Below are 14,991 nucleotides of genomic sequence, written 5' to 3'. Positions count from 1 at the left end.
GCCAGGCCCTGGCCGCCGCCCGTGAACGCGCAGCGCTGAGCCCGAACCTGACCGGCGATGCCGCCAACAGCAACAACGACGCTATCTGGGCACTGGTGGCCAGCTTGCCGGCCGAGCAACTGCACGCCCAGGGCAATGATGTACTGAGCGGCTGGATGTCCCTGGCCCTGGCGGTGAAAAGCGCCGGCACCCTGCAAGACCAACAGAACGCGATTGATCAATGGCGCGCACAGAACCCGGCCCACCCGGCCGCTATCCAGCTGCCGACCCCACTGGTCAAGCTCAAGGAGCTGGCCAGCCAGCCCCTGACCAAGATCGCCCTGCTGCTGCCACAGGACGGCCAACTGGCCTCGGTGAGCAAAGCACTGCGTGATGGCTTTATGGCTGCACATTATCAGGCCCAGCAAGCCGGCCAGAACCCGCCGAGCATTCAGTTCTATGACAGCTCGCGCCTGACCTCGCTGGACGAGTTCTTCCGCCAGGCACAAGCCGACGGCGTGCAACTGGTGGTTGGCCCACTGGAAAAAAACCTGGTCAAGCAACTGAACAGCCGCCCGCAACTGCCGATTACCACCCTGGCCCTGAACTACAGCGAGGGCACCCAAGGCCCGGCGCAACTGTTTCAGTTCGGTCTGGCGGCTGAAGACGAAGCCCGCGAAGTGGCTCGCCGCGCCCGGGCCGACGGCCTGACCCGCGCTGGCGCCATGGTCCCGGTCGGTGAGTGGGGCGATCGCGTGCTCAAGGCATTCCGCCAGGAATGGGAAGCCCATGGCGGCACCGTCGTTGGCGTTGAACATATCGACAAACCTGTAGCCCTCGCCCAGCAAGTGGCCGATCTGGTGCAACTGCGCAAAAACGGCGGCTCGAGCGAACCAACGCGTCGCCAGGACATGCAGTTCCTGTTCCTCGCCGCGACCCCGCAGCAGGCCCAGCAGATCAAACCCACGCTGAACTACCAGTACGCAGGTGATCTGCCGGTTTACGCAACCTCCCACGTATTCAGCGCCAGCGGCGACCAGAACCAGTACAACGACATGAACGGCATCCGTTTTTGCGAGACCCCCTGGCTCCTCGACCCGAACAACCCGCTACGCCAGCAAGTGACCGCACAATGGCCGCAAGCAGGCGGCAGCCTGGGCCGCCTGTATGCGATGGGTATCGACGCCTATCGCCTGGCACCGAGCCTGGGCCAGCTTAAAGCCCTGCCCGACAGCCGGATCGACGGTATGTCCGGCAGCTTGAGCATGAGCCCGACCCAACGTGTAGAACGTCAACTGCAATGGGCCGAATTCGCCAATGGCCAGCCTCAACGCCTGCCGGCTACCGCCAACTGATGCCCGAACGCTCAAGCCAGCAAACTGGCAAGGATGCCGAGCGCCTCGCGCTGCGGCATCTTGAGCAACAGGGTTTGCGCCTGCTGGCACAGAACTGGGCATGCAGGCGCGGCGAGCTGGATCTGGTCATGCTTGACGGCGATACAGTAGTATTCGTCGAAGTTCGTTACCGTCAACATGCGCAATGGGGTGGCGCACTGGCCAGTATTGACGGCCGCAAGCGTCAAAAACTGATACTTGCCGCCCAGCATTTCTTGCAGCAACAGACACGCTGGGCCAATCACCCGTGCCGCTTTGACGTGGTGACGATGGACAGCACAACACCCCGACTGAACTGGCTACGGAATGCCTTTGACAGCCAGTAGCGCTGCCAGGCCGATTCCAGCTCCCTTTTTCAACGATTTTGCTTTGCTTTGCGGGCTGCACATTCTTGTGCCGGGAAGTCACCCAGGAACACCTGGTTCACGCCCGACCAGCCGCCCTACTTAAGGTCACATAGATGGACATGCAATCCCGGATTCGCCAGCTTTTTCAGGCCAGCATCGACACCAAGCAGCAGGCGATGGAAGTGCTTGCCCCTCATATCGAGCAAGCCAGCCAGGTGATGGTTAACGCACTGCTCAATGAAGGCAAGATGCTCTCGTGCGGCAATGGCGGGTCGGCAGGCGACGCCCAGCACTTCTCATCCGAGCTGCTCAACCGCTTCGAGCGCGAGCGCCCGAGCCTGCCTGCCATCGCACTGACCACCGACACGTCGACGATCACCTCGATCGCCAACGACTACAGCTTCAACGAAATCTTCTCCAAGCAGATCCGCGCCCTGGGCCAGCCCGGCGACGTGCTGCTGGCCATTTCCACCAGCGGCAACTCGGCCAACATCATCCAGGCCATCCAGGCGGCCCACGATCGCGAAATGATCGTGGTCGCAATGACGGGCCGTGATGGCGGCGGCATGGCCTCGCTGCTGCTACCCGAGGACGTGGAGATCCGCGTTCCTTCCAGCGTCACTGCACGCATCCAAGAAGTCCACCTGCTGGCGATCCACTGCTTGTGCGATCTGATCGACAGCCAATTGTTCGGGAGTGAAGAATGACTTTAAATCGCCTAGGCCTGGTAGCCCTGACCCTGTGTCTTGGTCTGACCGCCGGTTGCAGCTCGGTACTGACCGCTACCCGCGACACCCCTATCGAGGATGATCGCGGCACCCGCACCTTCGGCAGCAAAATCGATGACTCGCTGATCGAAACCAAGGTCGCCGTGAACGTGGCCAAGGCCAATCCGGATCTGGATACCGGTTCGCACATCGTCGTCACCAGCTACAACGGTATCGTGCTGCTGGCCGGCCAGACCCCGCGTGCAGACCTCAAGGCCCAGGCCGAACAGGCGGCAGCTTCAGTCCAGCGGGTGAAAAAGGTCAACAACGAGCTGCAGGTCATGGCTCCTTCGTCAATCCTGGCGCGTAACAACGACGCCTGGCTGACCACCAAAATCAAGACCCAGATGCTGACTGACAGCGCCATCCCTGGCTCACGCATCAAAATCGTCACCGAGAACGGTATCGTCTACATGCTCGGCCTGGTCACCAAACAGGAGGCCGCCCGCGCCACCAGCCTGGTGCAAGGTGTTTCTGGGGTGCAGAAAATCGTCAAACTGTTTGAGTACATCGACTGACGGCCACGGCTGCCAGACACAAAAAAGGCGACCTTTTCAGGTCGCCTTTTTTATTACTTCACCACTTTCAGGCTTGGCCGGCCTGTAGGTCGCGGCGGCTCGGAGCCTGGCGGCGGACTATCATCACCCGGCTCAACCTCGTCATCAGCCTCGAGAGGCTCTTCCAGGTCAAACACCATGCCCTGGCCGTTCTCACGGGCGTAAACGCCCAGAATGGCTGCAATAGGCACGTACAAGGTGTGTGGCACACCACCAAAGCGCCCTTCAAAGCTTACTGCTTCGTTGTCCATGTGCAATTGACGCACGGCGGTTGGCGAAACATTGAGGACAATCTGCCCGTCACTGGCAAAACCCGCAGGCACTTGCACCTTGGGGTAGTCAGAGTTAACCAGCATGTGCGGAGTGCAGTCGTTATCAACGATCCACTCGTAGAGCGCACGCACCAGATAAGGTCGACTTGAATTCATCGAGGGCTCCTAAAGCTTTAGCGCATGTCGCGTTCGACACCAGACAGACTCGCCTGGAAAGCCTCACGCGCAAATTGGCGCTCCATATAGTCGAGCAACGGCTTGGCTGGCCGCGGCAATTCAATACCCAAAACAGGCAGACGCCAGAGTATCGGCAATAGACAGCAGTCGACCAGACTTTGCTCATCACTGAGGAAAAAAGGTTTGTCGGCAAATAATGCAGAAACACCCGTCAGGCTCTCGCGCAACTCCTTGCGGGCCTGCACGCGCGCCGGCTCCTTGGTCCGCGAATCAAGAATCAGGTCGACCAGCGCACACCAGTCGCGCTGAATACGATGAATCAGCAGGCGGCTATTGGCCCGTGCCACCGGGTACACCGGCAACAGCGGCGGATGCGGATAGCGCTCATCCAGATATTCCATCACCACAGTCGACTCCCACAACGCCAGGTCACGATCGACCAGGGTTGGCAGGCTGCCGTAGGGGTTCACTTCGATCAGCTTCGGCGGCTGACGGCCCGCCTCCACACTGATGATCTCGGCGCTGACACCTTTCTCTGCGAGCACAATGCGCACTCGGTGGGAATAGTGGTCGGCGGGGTCGGAGTAACAGGCCAACCGATTGGTCACGCCCATGGCGGTCCTCCTCGCTTGTTGAAATTATCGGGAGCGGAAAAACGAACGCGCCCAAGGAAAGCCTCTGATAACCACAGGCCAGGTGACTGGCAAGGTCATTGACCCCGCCTGTCACCCGCCCTGCACTGTTACCTTTTCAGAGACACCCTTGGGCGCGCACGATTAACAGCATTGCGTGTAACTATATCAGTGCACATCTTTCCAGTATTCGCGCTTGAGCAGATAAGCGAATACAAAAAGGAAGGCCAGGTAGATCAGCACGTAAGTACCGATGCGCTGATGCTCCAGCTTCACCGGGTTGGCCGAGTAGGCCAGGAAGGTCACAAGGTTCTTGATCTTCTCATCGAACTGCTCTTCAGTCAGGGCGCCGGTTTTTGGCAGCACTGTCAGCTGGTCGCACGCTTCATGGGTCAAAGGCGTGCCGGTGAGCGGATCATACTGCTTCTTGCCGTCTTCGACGATCTGTACTTGCTTGCAACCGATAACCTGACGACCCTGCAACGGTGCCAGCACGTTGGGCATGCCCACGTTCGGGAACACTTTGTTGTTCACACCCCAAGGGCGCGACGGGTCTTCGTAAAAGGCACGCAGGTAGCTGTACAGCCAGTCTGTGCCACGCACACGGGCCACCAGTGTAAGGTCAGGCGGTGCAGCACCGAACCAGGCCTTGGCATCGTTGGGCTGCATGCCGATGTTCATGTGGTCGCCAATCTTGGCACCGGTGAACACCAGGTTATCGAGCATGACCTCATGGGGAATGCCCAGGTCATCAGCGACCCGCTCATAACGCTGGAACTTGGCACTGTGACAACCCATGCAGTAGTTGGCGAACGTACGCGCACCATCCTGCAGGGCCGCCTTGTCAGAAACATCGATGTCGACCTTGTCGAGCTGCACGCCTTGCTCTGCCGCAAAGGAGAACACAGGCATTACCGCGAACATCAATACAGCAAATAGCTTTTTCATCAGCCAGTCACCCTTTCCGGAACCGGTTTGGTCTTCTCAAGCCTGGTGTAGAACGGCATCAGAATGAAGTAGGCGAAGTACAGGAACGTACACACCTGCGACAGCAGCGTGCGGCCCGGGGTAGGAGCCAAGACACCCAGCACACCCAGAATCACGAAGGAGATGCAGAACACCCACAGCCATACCTTGCTCATCCAGCCTTTGTAGCGCATGGATTTGACCGGACTGCGGTCAAGCCACGGCAACACGAACAGCACGGCAATCGCGGCGCCCATGGCAATCACGCCAAGCAGCTTGTCCGGGATGGCACGCAAGATCGCGTAGAACGGCGTGAAGTACCAGACAGGGGCAATGTGTTCCGGCGTTTTAAAGGCGTTAGCCTGTTCAAAGTTCGGTTTTTCCAGGAAGTAACCACCCATTTCCGGGAAGAAGAACACAATCGAGCAGAAGATAAACAGGAATACCACTACGCCGACGATATCTTTCACGGTGTAGTACGGGTGGAAGGGAATGCCATCCAGCGGTATGCCGTTTTCGTCTTTGTGTTTCTTGATATCCACGCCGTCCGGGTTGTTGGAGCCAACTTCGTGCAGGGCAAGAATGTGCAGCACCACCAGGCCCAGGATTACGATAGGCAAGGCCACGACGTGAAGGGCAAAGAAGCGGTTGAGGGTAATACCGGAGATCAGGTAGTCACCACGAATCCACTGGGTCAGGTCGTTACCGATAACCGGGATCGCACCGAACAGCGAAATGATCACCTGGGCGCCCCAGTAGGACATTTGCCCCCAAGGCAACAGGTAACCCATAAAGGCTTCAGCCATCAGGGCCAGATAAATCATCATGCCGAACAGCCAGACCAGCTCACGGGGCTTCTGGTAAGAGCCGTAGAGCAGGCCGCGGAACATGTGCAGGTAGACGACGATAAAGAACGCCGATGCACCGGTAGAGTGCAGCAAGCGCAGGATTGAACCGTATTCGACGTCACGCATGATGTATTCGACAGAAGCAAACGCCTCTTCTGCCGATGGCGTGTAGCTCATGGTCAGCCACACACCGGTAACGATCTGGTTGACCAGAACGAGCAGTGCGAGAGAACCAAAGAAATAGAAGAAGTTGAAGTTCTTCGGAGCGTAATACTTGCTGAGGTGGTCTTCCCACATTTTGGTGGCGGGGAAGCGGGCATCTACCCAATCCATGAACTTGCTCATTACGCGTTCTCCCCATCGAGGCCAACGACGACAATGTTGTCCGTCTCATAGTAGTACGGCGGCACTGGCAGGTTCAGCGGCGCTGGCTGGGCCTTGTACACGCGGCCGGCCAGATCATAGTGCGAACCATGACAAGGGCAGAAATAGCCGCCTACCCAGTCCTTGCCAAGATCAACCGGCGCGACCTCGGGACGGAACGTAGGCGAGCAACCCAAGTGGGTGCAAATACCGATCAACAACAGAATTTCTGGCTTGATCGACCGCAGCTCCGGATTTACATAAGCAGGCTGATCAGATTGCTTGGAATCCGGGTCAGCAAGCTGCCCTTCAATCTTCTTCAGATTTGCCAGGATTTCCTCGGTGCGACGTACGATGAATACCGGCTGGCCACGCCATTCAGCAATCATTTGCTGACCTGGCTCAACCTTTGCAATATTCACTTTCACCGGTGCGCCAGCGGCTTTCGCCTTGGCACTGGGAAACCACGACCCCACGAACGGGACCGCCGCCCCCACCGCTCCTGCAGCACCCACCACGGATGTGGCTGCTACGAGGAAGCGACGCCGGCCGACATTTACGCCGTCATTGCTCATTCAGTCCTCTCCCATCAGCTTTGTGGCCTGTTAAATCAGGCATCTACTAAATATGCATCTATTACTTATAAAAATTTTGCAGAATGGTAATGAAAAGCCCCTAGTCTTACAAGGTAATTACCGCTCTGGGGCGGCTACAGGCCTTGTAGTATAGGCGTTTGCTGGATGTGGCAAGTTGTCACACCGCTAAATCATCGCCCATAAAAAAAGCCCAGCTCCCGAAGGAGGCTGGGCTTTTTTGAACGAAGCTGCGAATTAACGCTTCGAGTACTGCGGACGCTTACGCGCTTTACGCAGACCGACTTTCTTACGTTCAACTTCACGAGCATCGCGAGTAACGAAGCCAGCTTTGCGCAGAGCGCCACGCAGGGTTTCGTCATACTGCATCAGTGCGCGAGTGATACCGTGGCGGATTGCGCCAGCTTGACCACTTACACCACCACCGATCACGGTGACGTAGATGTCGAATTTCTCGACAGTCTCAGTCAGTTCCAACGGCTGACGAACTACCATGCGGGCAGTTTCGCGACCGAAGAAATTCTCCAGAGTGCGGTTGTTGATGGAGATGTTACCGGTACCCGGACGCAGGAAAACGCGAGCGGTTGCGGTTTTACGACGGCCAGTGCCGTAGTTTTGAGTCGCCGACATAATGAACTATTCCGTTAAAACTTCAGTTCTTGGGGCTGCTGAGCAGTATGAGGGTGAGCAGCGCCCGCATAGACTTTCAGCTTACGGTACATGTCGCGACCCAGTGGGTTTTTAGGCAGCATGCCTTTAACCGCGGTCTCGATCACGCGCTCAGGAGCTTTGGCGATCAGCTTTTCGAAGTTGATCGACTTAATCCCGCCCGGGAAACCGGAGTGAGAGTAGTACATCTTGTCAGTGGTTTTAGCACCAGTAACACGGATTTGCTCAGCGTTGATAACAACGATGTAGTCACCGGTGTCAACGTGCGGAGTGTATTCCGGCTTGTGCTTGCCACGCAGACGGCTCGCGATCTCGGTGGCCAGACGACCCAGGGTCTGACCAGCAGCGTCGACGACAAACCAGTCGCGCTTTACTGTTTCTGGTTTAGCAGTAAAAGTTTTCATTCTTTATAGCCTCAGGGGCCGCCCTGTAAATTAGACGGCGGATCTTACTGAATAGTGCGTACTTTGACAAGTCAAAGGCAGCCGGATACAGACGCTATCGGGGGCTCGGGTCAGCGCGTCCGTTCAACGGCAAGATTCTTCGGCAGGCGGCGCATCACTTCCACTGCAGAAAGAGGTGGGCAATTATCCAGATTGCGCAAAAAATTACAACCTGCTTTTATGTTTGTTTACCCGAAGGAGCACCCGATGGACTACCGAAAGCTTGGCCGTACCGATCTGAAAGTAAGCGCAATCGCCCTCGGGACCATGACCTGGGGTGAACAGAACACCCAGGCCGAAGCCTTTGAGCAGATCGCCTGCGCCAAAAATGCCGGCATCAACTTTATCGATACCGCCGAAATGTACCCGGTGCCACCCAAGGCCGAAACCTACGCCACCACCGAGCGTTTTATCGGTAACTGGTTCAAGGAACGCGGTGATCGTGCCGACTGGGTGCTGGCGAGCAAGATCGCCGGCCCCGGCAACGGCATCGACTACATCCGTGACGGCCACCTCAAGCACAACCGCAGCCATATCGTGCAAGCCCTGGACGCCAGCCTCAAGCGCCTGCAAACCGACTGGATCGACCTCTACCAGTTGCACTGGCCCGAGCGCAGCACCAACTTCTTCGGCCAGTTGGGTTACACCCACAACGCCGACGAAGACTTCACCCCGCTGGAAGACACTCTCGAGGCACTCGACGAGCAGGTCAGGGCCGGCAAGATCCGTCACATCGGCCTGTCCAATGAAACGCCGTGGGCCACCATGAAGTTCCTGCAACTGGCCGAAAGTCGCGGCTGGCCGCGCGCCGTATCGATCCAGAACCCCTACAGCCTGCTCAACCGCAGCTTTGAAGTGGGCCTGGCGGAAATCGCCATTCGCGAACAATGCGGCCTGCTCGCCTACTCGCCCCTGGCGTTCGGCATGCTCTCGGGCAAGTACGGTGGCGGCGCCCAACCACCAAAAGGCCGCCTGACCCTCTACAGCCGCTTCTCGCGCTATTCAAACCCGCAGGCCGTGGCTGCCAGCGAGCGTTATGTGGCACTGGCCCGCGAACATGGCCTGGACCCTGCGCAAATGGCCCTGGCCTTCGTCACCCGACAACCGTTCGTCACCAGCAATATCATTGGTGCCACGACCATGGAGCAACTCGAAAGCAATATCGCCAGCTTCGACCTGAAACTGTCGGATGAGGTGCTGGCCGGTATCGACGCCATCCACAAGGACCAGCCAAACCCGGCACCTTGACCCACCGCCCCCTTGCGGGAGCGGGCTTGCTCGCGATGCAGGCGACGCGGTGTTTCAGAGAAACCCCATGGATGCCATCGCGAGCAAGCCCGCGGCTACAAAAGCAGCAACCTCTGGACACACAGGAAAAAACATAAGACGATCCAGCCGTAAGTTGACCAATTTCACCTATAAGAATAATCAAAATATGTCTATGTCTAATCAACTCTCCACGCCGCTGCGGCGTGTCAGCATTTTGGCCATCGATCGGGTTTTCGCGTCGACCCTGATGCATGCCAAGGATTTCTTTCACCTCGCCAGCCTGCGTCACGGCAAGCAGCTGGGACAAGGCCTGACCCCCACTTTCGAGACACGCCTGGTCAGCCCCGACGGCAAACCGGCCACCAGCTTCAGCAATGTGGTGCTCCCTGTGGACGGCGGCCTGGAGGATAGCGACATCATTATCCTGCCGGCCTTCGGTGACGATTTCGACACCCTCTGCCAGCGCTATCCGCAAGTACTGCCCTGGCTGCGCGAACAGCATGCCCGTGGCGCTGTCCTGTGCGCTGAAGCCACCGGAGTCTTCTGGCTCGCTGAAGCCGGGCTGCTCGATGGCAAAGAGGCCACCACCTACTGGCGTTTCTTCGACACCTTTGCCCGGCGCTACCCCCTGGTGCACCTCAACCAGGACAAACACCTTACCGACGCCGACAACCTCTATTGCGCCGGCGGGCCTACCTCAGCCTGCGACCTCTACATTTACATGATCGAGCGTTTTTGCGGCGCCAATATCGCCCAGGCCGTCGCCCGCGACATCCTTTACGAAGTACAGCGCAATTACACCCCGGGGCGCATCGGCTTTGGCGGCCAGAAGCTGCACCAGGACGTGATCATCCTGCAAATCCAGCATTGGCTCGAAGAGCACTTCGCCGACAAGTTCCGCTTTGAAGATGTCGCCCGCGATCACGGCATGAGCATCCGCAACTTCATGCGCCGCTTTCAGCTGGCCACCGGCGACAAACCCTTGCACTACCTGCAACGCCTGCGCATAGAAACCGCCAAGGGCCTGCTCTCGGCCACCCGCAAAAGCATCAAGACCATCAGCTATGACGTGGGCTACGACGACGCAAGCTTCTTCGCGCGTCTGTTTCGCCAACACACAGAGCTTTCACCAAACCAGTATCGTCAGCAGTTCCTGCATGCAGGCCTCAATCAGGTCGCTTAAATCTAAGCGTTGTACTACACACCAAGCGGAACAATCTGATTTCTCCGCCAGCCCAAAAAGCCTCTGATGAAATGCCCTCCAACCAGGGGCACTCACAAGAAGAGGCTTCACCGGCCACTGGCGGAGGTACGCAGCATGGCGCAAAGACTCAATCACAACTCCCTGCCCATCCTTTCCATAGGAGCCCTGGGTGGCACCGTGAGCATGCGCACAACACAGCCCGGCTCAGGCGCACAACCCGTGATCACTGGCGAAGCACTGCTTGACGGCATTTCGCAGCTGCACGAAGGGCTGGACGTTCATATCGAGACCCTGTGCCTGGTTCCCAGCGCCTCCCTGGATTTCAATCTGCTGCTTGAAGTGCTGATCTGGGCCCAGGAGCAAGTGAAGCTGGGCGCGCTGGGCATCGTCATCACCCAAGGCACCGACACCCTGGAAGAAACTGCATTCTTCCTTGACCTGTTATGGGATGCCGATGTGCCACTTGTGCTGACCGGCGCCATGCACCCCAGCGATCATCCCGGCGCAGATGGCCCCGCCAATCTGCTGGATGCCTCCAGGGTTGCGCTCGATACACAGAGCCGCAAGCGAGGCGTTCTAGTGGTAATGAACGGCCAGATTCACCAGCCGCTGCATGTGCGCAAATGCTCATCAATAACGCTGGACGCCTTCAACTCGCCGTTTTTCGGCCCTGCCGGGCTAATGCTCGAAAATCGCGTGCTTTATCTGCGCAAAGCCTGCGCACGCACTGTCCTGCCCATGCCCCGCAGCATTCATCACAAGGTCGCATTGCTGCCAGCAACACTGTCTGCCGACACGGTACTGCTGGAGCATGTGCTGGCCCTGGGGTATGACGCGCTGGTGGTCAGTGCTTTCGGGGCCGGGCATGTCAGTGTCGAATGGGTCGACCTGATCGAACAGGTCACCACGGAAATTCCGGTTCTGGTGGCGTCACGAACAGGTTCAGGCCCCACCGCCGAAGCGTCTTACGGGTTTATCGGCAGCGAGATGGACCTGATCGACCGCGGCGCGCTGATGTGCGGGTTTCTCTGCCCGTACAAGGCGCGGATCCTGATATGGCTGCTGATAGGTTGCGGGCATGCCCGCGACATTGCCAAGTACGTGCAGCGCCTGGGGTTCAAGGCCGCCGAGGCCTGAGGCGGGCATAAAAAAGGCCTGCAATGCAGGCCGTTTTTTTGACTAGGGTTTGTGCGCCCGCGTCAGATATTCATGGGACTGCATTTCCAGCAAACGGCTGAGGGTACGCTGGAACTCGAAGTTCAGGCGCCCGCCCTTGTAAAGGTCTTTCAGCTCGACTTCAGCCGAGATGATCAGCTTGACGTTGCGGTCGTAAAACTCATCGACCATGTTGATAAAGCGTCGGGCGATGTCGTCCGTTTTCACTTCCATCTGCTCTACACCGCTGAGGATTACAGCGTTGAAGATCTTGCCAAGCTCGATGTAATCATTCTGGCTGCGCGGGCCGTCGCACAACTCGCGAAACTCGAACCAGGCCACATCATCACAGGTACGCAAGGCACGGATGGTGCGGTTCTCGATGATCAGATCATCGTTTTCGATCGCCCTGTTGGAGTTGTGAGTCAGCGCCTTGAAGCTTTCTCTCAAGCTCTTCTCGGACTCTTCGTTCAACGGAAAGTGAAACAGTTCGGCCTGCTCAAGGTGACGCAAGCGATAGTCGACGCCGCTGTCGACGTTGACGATTTCGGTGTTCTGCTTGATCAGCGCAATGGCGGGCAAGAAGCGCGCACGCTGCAAGCCGTCCTTGTACAAACCGTCAGGCACAATGTTCGACGTAGCCACCAGGGTGACACCGTTTTTGAACAGTTCTTCCATCAAGGTGCCGAGAATCATGGCGTCGGTAATGTCCGACACAAAGAATTCATCAAAGCAGATCACCCGCGCCTCGTCAGAAAAACGCTTGGCGATAATGGTCAGCGGGTTCTTTTCGCCATTGAGGGTGCGCATTTCTTCATGCACGCGCTTCATGAAGCGGTGGAAGTGGGTACGCACCTTCTCCTTGAACGGCAGGGCATCGAAAAACGTATCGACCAGATATGTCTTGCCACGGCCTACACCGCCCCAGAAGTAGAGGCCCTTGACCGGCGTCTGCTCCTTTTTGCCGAACAGCTTGCCGAAAAGGCCCGGCTTGCTCTGCGAGGAAGCGACCAGGTCGTCGTACAGGCGCTGCAAATGGCGCACAGCGTTTTCCTGCGCGGCATCGTGGAAGAAGTCCGGGCGTTTCAGATCTGCTTGATATCGTTCTAGAGGCGTCATAATTCGTTAGCAAGGCAACAAAAACGGGCCGACACTGTAGCGACGACCCTTGGGAATGGCAATCAAACCTGAGACGAAACGTCGCACTTTCTCAGTCTTGAACGGGTACCAGCGCAAGGCGCAACGCTTCGATTGCCTCATCTCTGGCTGTGGCATCGGCAAATACCGGACTGTCAGCCACGCAGGTGTCGCCCAGCCAGACACTGAAGCTCAACGCGTCACTGCGCACATCCAGAGGCTCGCCGGATTGCAGCTGCTTGGTCACCTGACCGGCGGTTTTACCGTCGGCAAAGCTGTGCGACAGCAGCAATTGTTCGCCAGCAGCGGCCAGCAGGCGGAAACGGAAGCTGCCGTCTTCGTCGCGGAAGCTGACAAAGCGCGGGCCCTTGGCGGCTTTCTTTTTGCTCGCAGCAGTGGTTTGCGCGGCACTGACAAACGAGCGCAAGCCAACGGCTTCACGCAATTCGACAAGGAAAGGCGCTGCGATCTTGCGAGCTTTTTGGGCGCCAGCCAGCAGGATGTCTTCCATATCATCAGGACGCGACATCAAGTCGTGGTAACGCTCGCGGGACTCGCCCAGCTCGGCGTCCAGCAGCTTGAACAGGCGCTCTTTCGCTTCGCCCCAGCCCAGGCCCTGCAACAGCTCGCTGCGGAACTCAACCGACTGCTCAGGCGTGGAGAATGCCTGGTACAGGGTGAACAGGTGCGAGTTGTCCGGATCCTTCGCCTCGCCCGGTGCACGGGAGTCGGTAACGATGCGCGAAATCGCGCTTTTCATGTCCTTGGCGCTGCTGAACAACGGAATGGTGTTGTCATAGCTCTTGGACATCTTGCGACCGTCCAGACCCGGCAAAGTGGCCACGCTTTCTTCGATCAGCGCTTCGGGCATGGCGAAAAACTCTTTGCCATTGCCGAACAGGTGGTTGAAGCGCTGGCCAATGTCACGGGCCATTTCAACGTGCTGGATCTGGTCACGCCCCACAGGCACCTTGTTGGCATTGAACATCAGAATGTCCGCAGCCATCAGCACCGGGTAGCTGTACAGGCCCATGGTGATGCCCGCATCCGGGTCTTCGCCGTTTTCCAGGTTCTTGTCTACCGAGGCCTTGTAGGCATGGGCCCGATTGAGCAGGCCCTTGGCCGCTACGCAGGTCAGCAGCCAGGTCAGCTCGGGGATTTCCGGAATATCGGACTGACGGTAGAAGGTCACACGCTCGACATCAAGGCCGGCCGCCAGCCAGGTTGCAGCGATTTCCTGACGCGAACGCTGGATGCGCAGCGGGTCATCGCACTTGATCAGGGCATGGTAGTCAGCCAGGAAGTAAAACGAATCGGCGTTGGGGTCGCGGCTGGCCACGATCGCAGGGCGGATGGCCCCGGCGTAGTTGCCCAGGTGCGGCGTACCGGTGGTGGTGATGCCGGTGAGGATACGAGTACGAGAGGTCATGGGTAATCGCTTATCAGGCTGCAATCAATTCGAAAGGCGTGGCGCTACCAACTCTTTGAGCTCGGGCAGCTTGCCGTGAAAAAAGTGTCCGCATTCTGCCACTTTCAGCAGCTCATGGGGGCGCGACAGGTCGTTTGACCAGTTATAGACCAGCTGCGGGTCGATCACTTCGTCGGTTTCAGGCTGGATAACGGTCAGCGGGCAGTTATGTGGCAAGGCATCTTCGTCACGCAAACGCATCACCGCAGGGGCGATCATAAACACGCGCTCAAGCTTTTCGCCCTGGGCTTCAAGGCGACCACCCAGGCTGGCGGCAACAAAACCACCAAACGAAAAACCGAACAGGGTGATCGGCAAGTCAGGGTGTCTGGCGCGCAACCACCGGGCTGCTGCAAAGGCATCGTCGACTTCGCCGGTGCCCATATCGTGGCTGCCTTCACTGGCGCCGGTGCCGCGGTAATTAAATCGCAAGGTAATCAGGCCAGCATCGCGGGCAGTGCGTTGCAAGGTCGAAACCACTTTATTCATCATGGTGCCGCCCTGTACCGGATTGGGATGGCACAGCAGCGCAAGGCCCTTTGGCTCAGCACAATCAAGGTACAAGGCTTCCAGTTGGCCGACCGGGCCAGCAATTACTACAGGGGTTTCGCGGGTAAGCAAGAGGGAACTCCGTGACCTCAGATTGGGTCGACTCGTCTAGCTGATAGATTCTGTCTGACATATTTGCGAGTGCATCGCGGTATACAGCGCAGGTCCGAGCCGTTAACGTAAAGCAAAGCCGTTTATAGAG

The 14,991-nt window shown here is 58.0% G+C and carries 17 protein-coding genes; 7 read left to right on the top strand and 10 right to left on the bottom strand.

Annotated features, from left to right (window positions below; all coding sequences use genetic code 11):
- The 4 genes from GHO42_RS08850 to GHO42_RS08835 all read left to right on the top strand — a co-directional run.
- Positions 1–1,334, top strand: a 1,334-nt coding sequence (locus GHO42_RS08850; protein WP_153384146.1) for a penicillin-binding protein activator, incomplete at its 5' end; no start/stop codon positions are given.
- Entirely contained in the window at positions 1,334–1,699 is a 366-nt protein-coding gene (locus GHO42_RS08845) for a YraN family protein (protein WP_095001544.1), read from the top strand. The genes GHO42_RS08850 and GHO42_RS08845, both read left to right, overlap by 1 nt.
- A 134-nt stretch (positions 1,700–1,833) precedes the next feature.
- On the top strand, positions 1,834–2,427 hold the full coding sequence (locus GHO42_RS08840) for a phosphoheptose isomerase (protein WP_095001545.1): 594 nt from the start codon (positions 1,834–1,836) through the stop codon (positions 2,425–2,427).
- On the top strand, positions 2,424–3,005 hold the full coding sequence (locus GHO42_RS08835) for a BON domain-containing protein (protein ID WP_095001546.1): 582 nt from the start codon (positions 2,424–2,426) through the stop codon (positions 3,003–3,005). Before GHO42_RS08840 ends, GHO42_RS08835 begins: the two co-directional genes overlap by 4 nt.
- Positions 3,006–3,058: 53 nt before the next feature.
- Here GHO42_RS08835 and GHO42_RS08830 read toward each other — a convergent pair whose 3' ends face one another.
- From GHO42_RS08830 to rplM, 7 genes are all read right to left on the bottom strand, one after another.
- Complete coding sequence (locus GHO42_RS08830) at positions 3,059–3,472, bottom strand: ClpXP protease specificity-enhancing factor (RefSeq protein WP_095001547.1); 414 nt, start codon at positions 3,470–3,472, stop codon at positions 3,059–3,061.
- Between the two features lie 17 nt (positions 3,473–3,489).
- Positions 3,490–4,107, bottom strand: coding sequence for a glutathione S-transferase N-terminal domain-containing protein (locus tag GHO42_RS08825; protein WP_016779514.1), 618 nt, complete (start codon positions 4,105–4,107; stop codon positions 3,490–3,492).
- 186 nt (positions 4,108–4,293) lie between these two features.
- Positions 4,294–5,073, bottom strand: coding sequence for a cytochrome c1 (locus GHO42_RS08820; protein WP_095020341.1), 780 nt, complete (start codon positions 5,071–5,073; stop codon positions 4,294–4,296).
- A complete protein-coding gene (locus tag GHO42_RS08815; protein ID WP_016779512.1) occupies positions 5,073–6,284 on the bottom strand; it encodes a cytochrome bc complex cytochrome b subunit in 1,212 nt (403 codons plus the stop codon). The genes GHO42_RS08820 and GHO42_RS08815 overlap by 1 nt, the downstream gene beginning before the upstream one ends.
- Positions 6,284–6,877 carry a ubiquinol-cytochrome c reductase iron-sulfur subunit gene (gene petA, locus GHO42_RS08810; RefSeq protein ID WP_083369776.1) on the bottom strand — a complete coding sequence of 198 codons (594 nt, stop codon included), beginning with the start codon at positions 6,875–6,877 and terminating at the stop codon, positions 6,284–6,286. Before petA ends, GHO42_RS08815 begins: the two co-directional genes overlap by 1 nt.
- 255 nt (positions 6,878–7,132) lie before the next feature.
- On the bottom strand, positions 7,133–7,525 hold the full coding sequence (gene rpsI, locus GHO42_RS08805; protein ID WP_003216038.1) for a 30S ribosomal protein S9: 393 nt from the start codon (positions 7,523–7,525) through the stop codon (positions 7,133–7,135).
- Positions 7,526–7,539: 14 nt separating this feature from the next.
- On the bottom strand, positions 7,540–7,968 hold the full coding sequence (rplM, locus tag GHO42_RS08800) for a 50S ribosomal protein L13 (protein ID WP_007917032.1): 429 nt from the start codon (positions 7,966–7,968) through the stop codon (positions 7,540–7,542).
- 246 nt (positions 7,969–8,214) lie between these two features.
- On the opposite strand from rplM, the gene GHO42_RS08795 reads away from it, so the two are divergent.
- The 3 genes from GHO42_RS08795 to GHO42_RS08785 all read left to right on the top strand — a co-directional run bounded on the left by GHO42_RS08795 (position 8,215) and on the right by GHO42_RS08785 (position 11,617).
- Positions 8,215–9,255, top strand: a complete 1,041-nt coding sequence (locus GHO42_RS08795; protein WP_095020340.1) for an NADP(H)-dependent aldo-keto reductase — start codon at positions 8,215–8,217, stop codon at positions 9,253–9,255.
- Between the two features lie 268 nt (positions 9,256–9,523).
- On the top strand, positions 9,524–10,459 hold the full coding sequence (locus tag GHO42_RS08790; RefSeq protein ID WP_169916835.1) for a GlxA family transcriptional regulator: 936 nt from the start codon (positions 9,524–9,526) through the stop codon (positions 10,457–10,459).
- A 135-nt stretch (positions 10,460–10,594) separates the two neighbouring features.
- Entirely contained in the window at positions 10,595–11,617 is a 1,023-nt protein-coding gene (locus GHO42_RS08785; RefSeq protein WP_095001550.1) for an asparaginase, read from the top strand.
- Positions 11,618–11,659: 42 nt separating this feature from the next.
- On the opposite strand, the gene zapE is transcribed toward GHO42_RS08785, so the two are convergent.
- The 3 genes from zapE to GHO42_RS08770 form a co-directional block, all read right to left on the bottom strand.
- The gene (gene zapE, locus GHO42_RS08780) at positions 11,660–12,754 is read right to left on the bottom strand and encodes a cell division protein ZapE (protein WP_095001551.1); all 1,095 of its coding nucleotides are present in this window, start codon (positions 12,752–12,754) and stop codon (positions 11,660–11,662) included.
- A gap of 91 nt (positions 12,755–12,845) precedes the next feature.
- The gene (locus GHO42_RS08775; RefSeq protein WP_153328715.1) at positions 12,846–14,201 is read right to left on the bottom strand and encodes a tryptophan--tRNA ligase; all 1,356 of its coding nucleotides are present in this window, start codon (positions 14,199–14,201) and stop codon (positions 12,846–12,848) included.
- A gap of 24 nt (positions 14,202–14,225) precedes the next feature.
- Positions 14,226–14,861: an alpha/beta hydrolase gene (locus GHO42_RS08770; RefSeq protein WP_095001553.1), complete on the bottom strand. Its 636-nt coding sequence runs from the start codon at positions 14,859–14,861 to the stop codon at positions 14,226–14,228.
- Between the last annotated feature and the right edge of the window lie 130 nt (positions 14,862–14,991).

Source organism: Pseudomonas sp. FSL R10-0056 (assembly GCF_009600105.1).
GTDB lineage: Bacteria > Pseudomonadota > Gammaproteobacteria > Pseudomonadales > Pseudomonadaceae > Aquipseudomonas > Aquipseudomonas bubulae.
The sequence above is the reverse complement of the archived record's forward strand: the minus strand, read 5'-3'. Positions and strand labels throughout refer to the sequence as shown.

Bases quoted from the DNA above. Each gene is read 5' to 3' on its own strand.
- petA (WP_083369776.1), bottom strand. From the start codon at position 6,877: ATGAGCAATGACGGCGTAAATGTCGGCCGGCGTCGCTTCCTCGTAGCA.
- GHO42_RS08835 (WP_095001546.1), top strand. From the start codon at position 2,424: ATGACTTTAAATCGCCTAGGCCTGGTAGCCCTGACCCTGTGTCTTGGT.
- rpsI (WP_003216038.1), bottom strand. From the start codon at position 7,525: ATGTCGGCGACTCAAAACTACGGCACTGGCCGTCGTAAAACCGCAACC.
- GHO42_RS08815 (WP_016779512.1), bottom strand. From the start codon at position 6,284: ATGAGCAAGTTCATGGATTGGGTAGATGCCCGCTTCCCCGCCACCAAA.
- GHO42_RS08775 (WP_153328715.1), bottom strand. From the start codon at position 14,201: ATGACCTCTCGTACTCGTATCCTCACCGGCATCACCACCACCGGTACG.
- GHO42_RS08830 (WP_095001547.1), bottom strand. From the start codon at position 3,472: ATGAATTCAAGTCGACCTTATCTGGTGCGTGCGCTCTACGAGTGGATC.
- rplM (WP_007917032.1), bottom strand. From the start codon at position 7,968: ATGAAAACTTTTACTGCTAAACCAGAAACAGTAAAGCGCGACTGGTTT.
- GHO42_RS08820 (WP_095020341.1), bottom strand. From the start codon at position 5,073: ATGAAAAAGCTATTTGCTGTATTGATGTTCGCGGTAATGCCTGTGTTC.
- GHO42_RS08845 (WP_095001544.1), top strand. From the start codon at position 1,334: ATGCCCGAACGCTCAAGCCAGCAAACTGGCAAGGATGCCGAGCGCCTC.
- GHO42_RS08785 (WP_095001550.1), top strand. From the start codon at position 10,595: ATGGCGCAAAGACTCAATCACAACTCCCTGCCCATCCTTTCCATAGGA.
- zapE (WP_095001551.1), bottom strand. From the start codon at position 12,754: ATGACGCCTCTAGAACGATATCAAGCAGATCTGAAACGCCCGGACTTC.
- GHO42_RS08840 (WP_095001545.1), top strand. From the start codon at position 1,834: ATGGACATGCAATCCCGGATTCGCCAGCTTTTTCAGGCCAGCATCGAC.
- GHO42_RS08795 (WP_095020340.1), top strand. From the start codon at position 8,215: ATGGACTACCGAAAGCTTGGCCGTACCGATCTGAAAGTAAGCGCAATC.
- GHO42_RS08825 (WP_016779514.1), bottom strand. From the start codon at position 4,107: ATGGGCGTGACCAATCGGTTGGCCTGTTACTCCGACCCCGCCGACCAC.
- GHO42_RS08790 (WP_169916835.1), top strand. From the start codon at position 9,524: ATGCATGCCAAGGATTTCTTTCACCTCGCCAGCCTGCGTCACGGCAAG.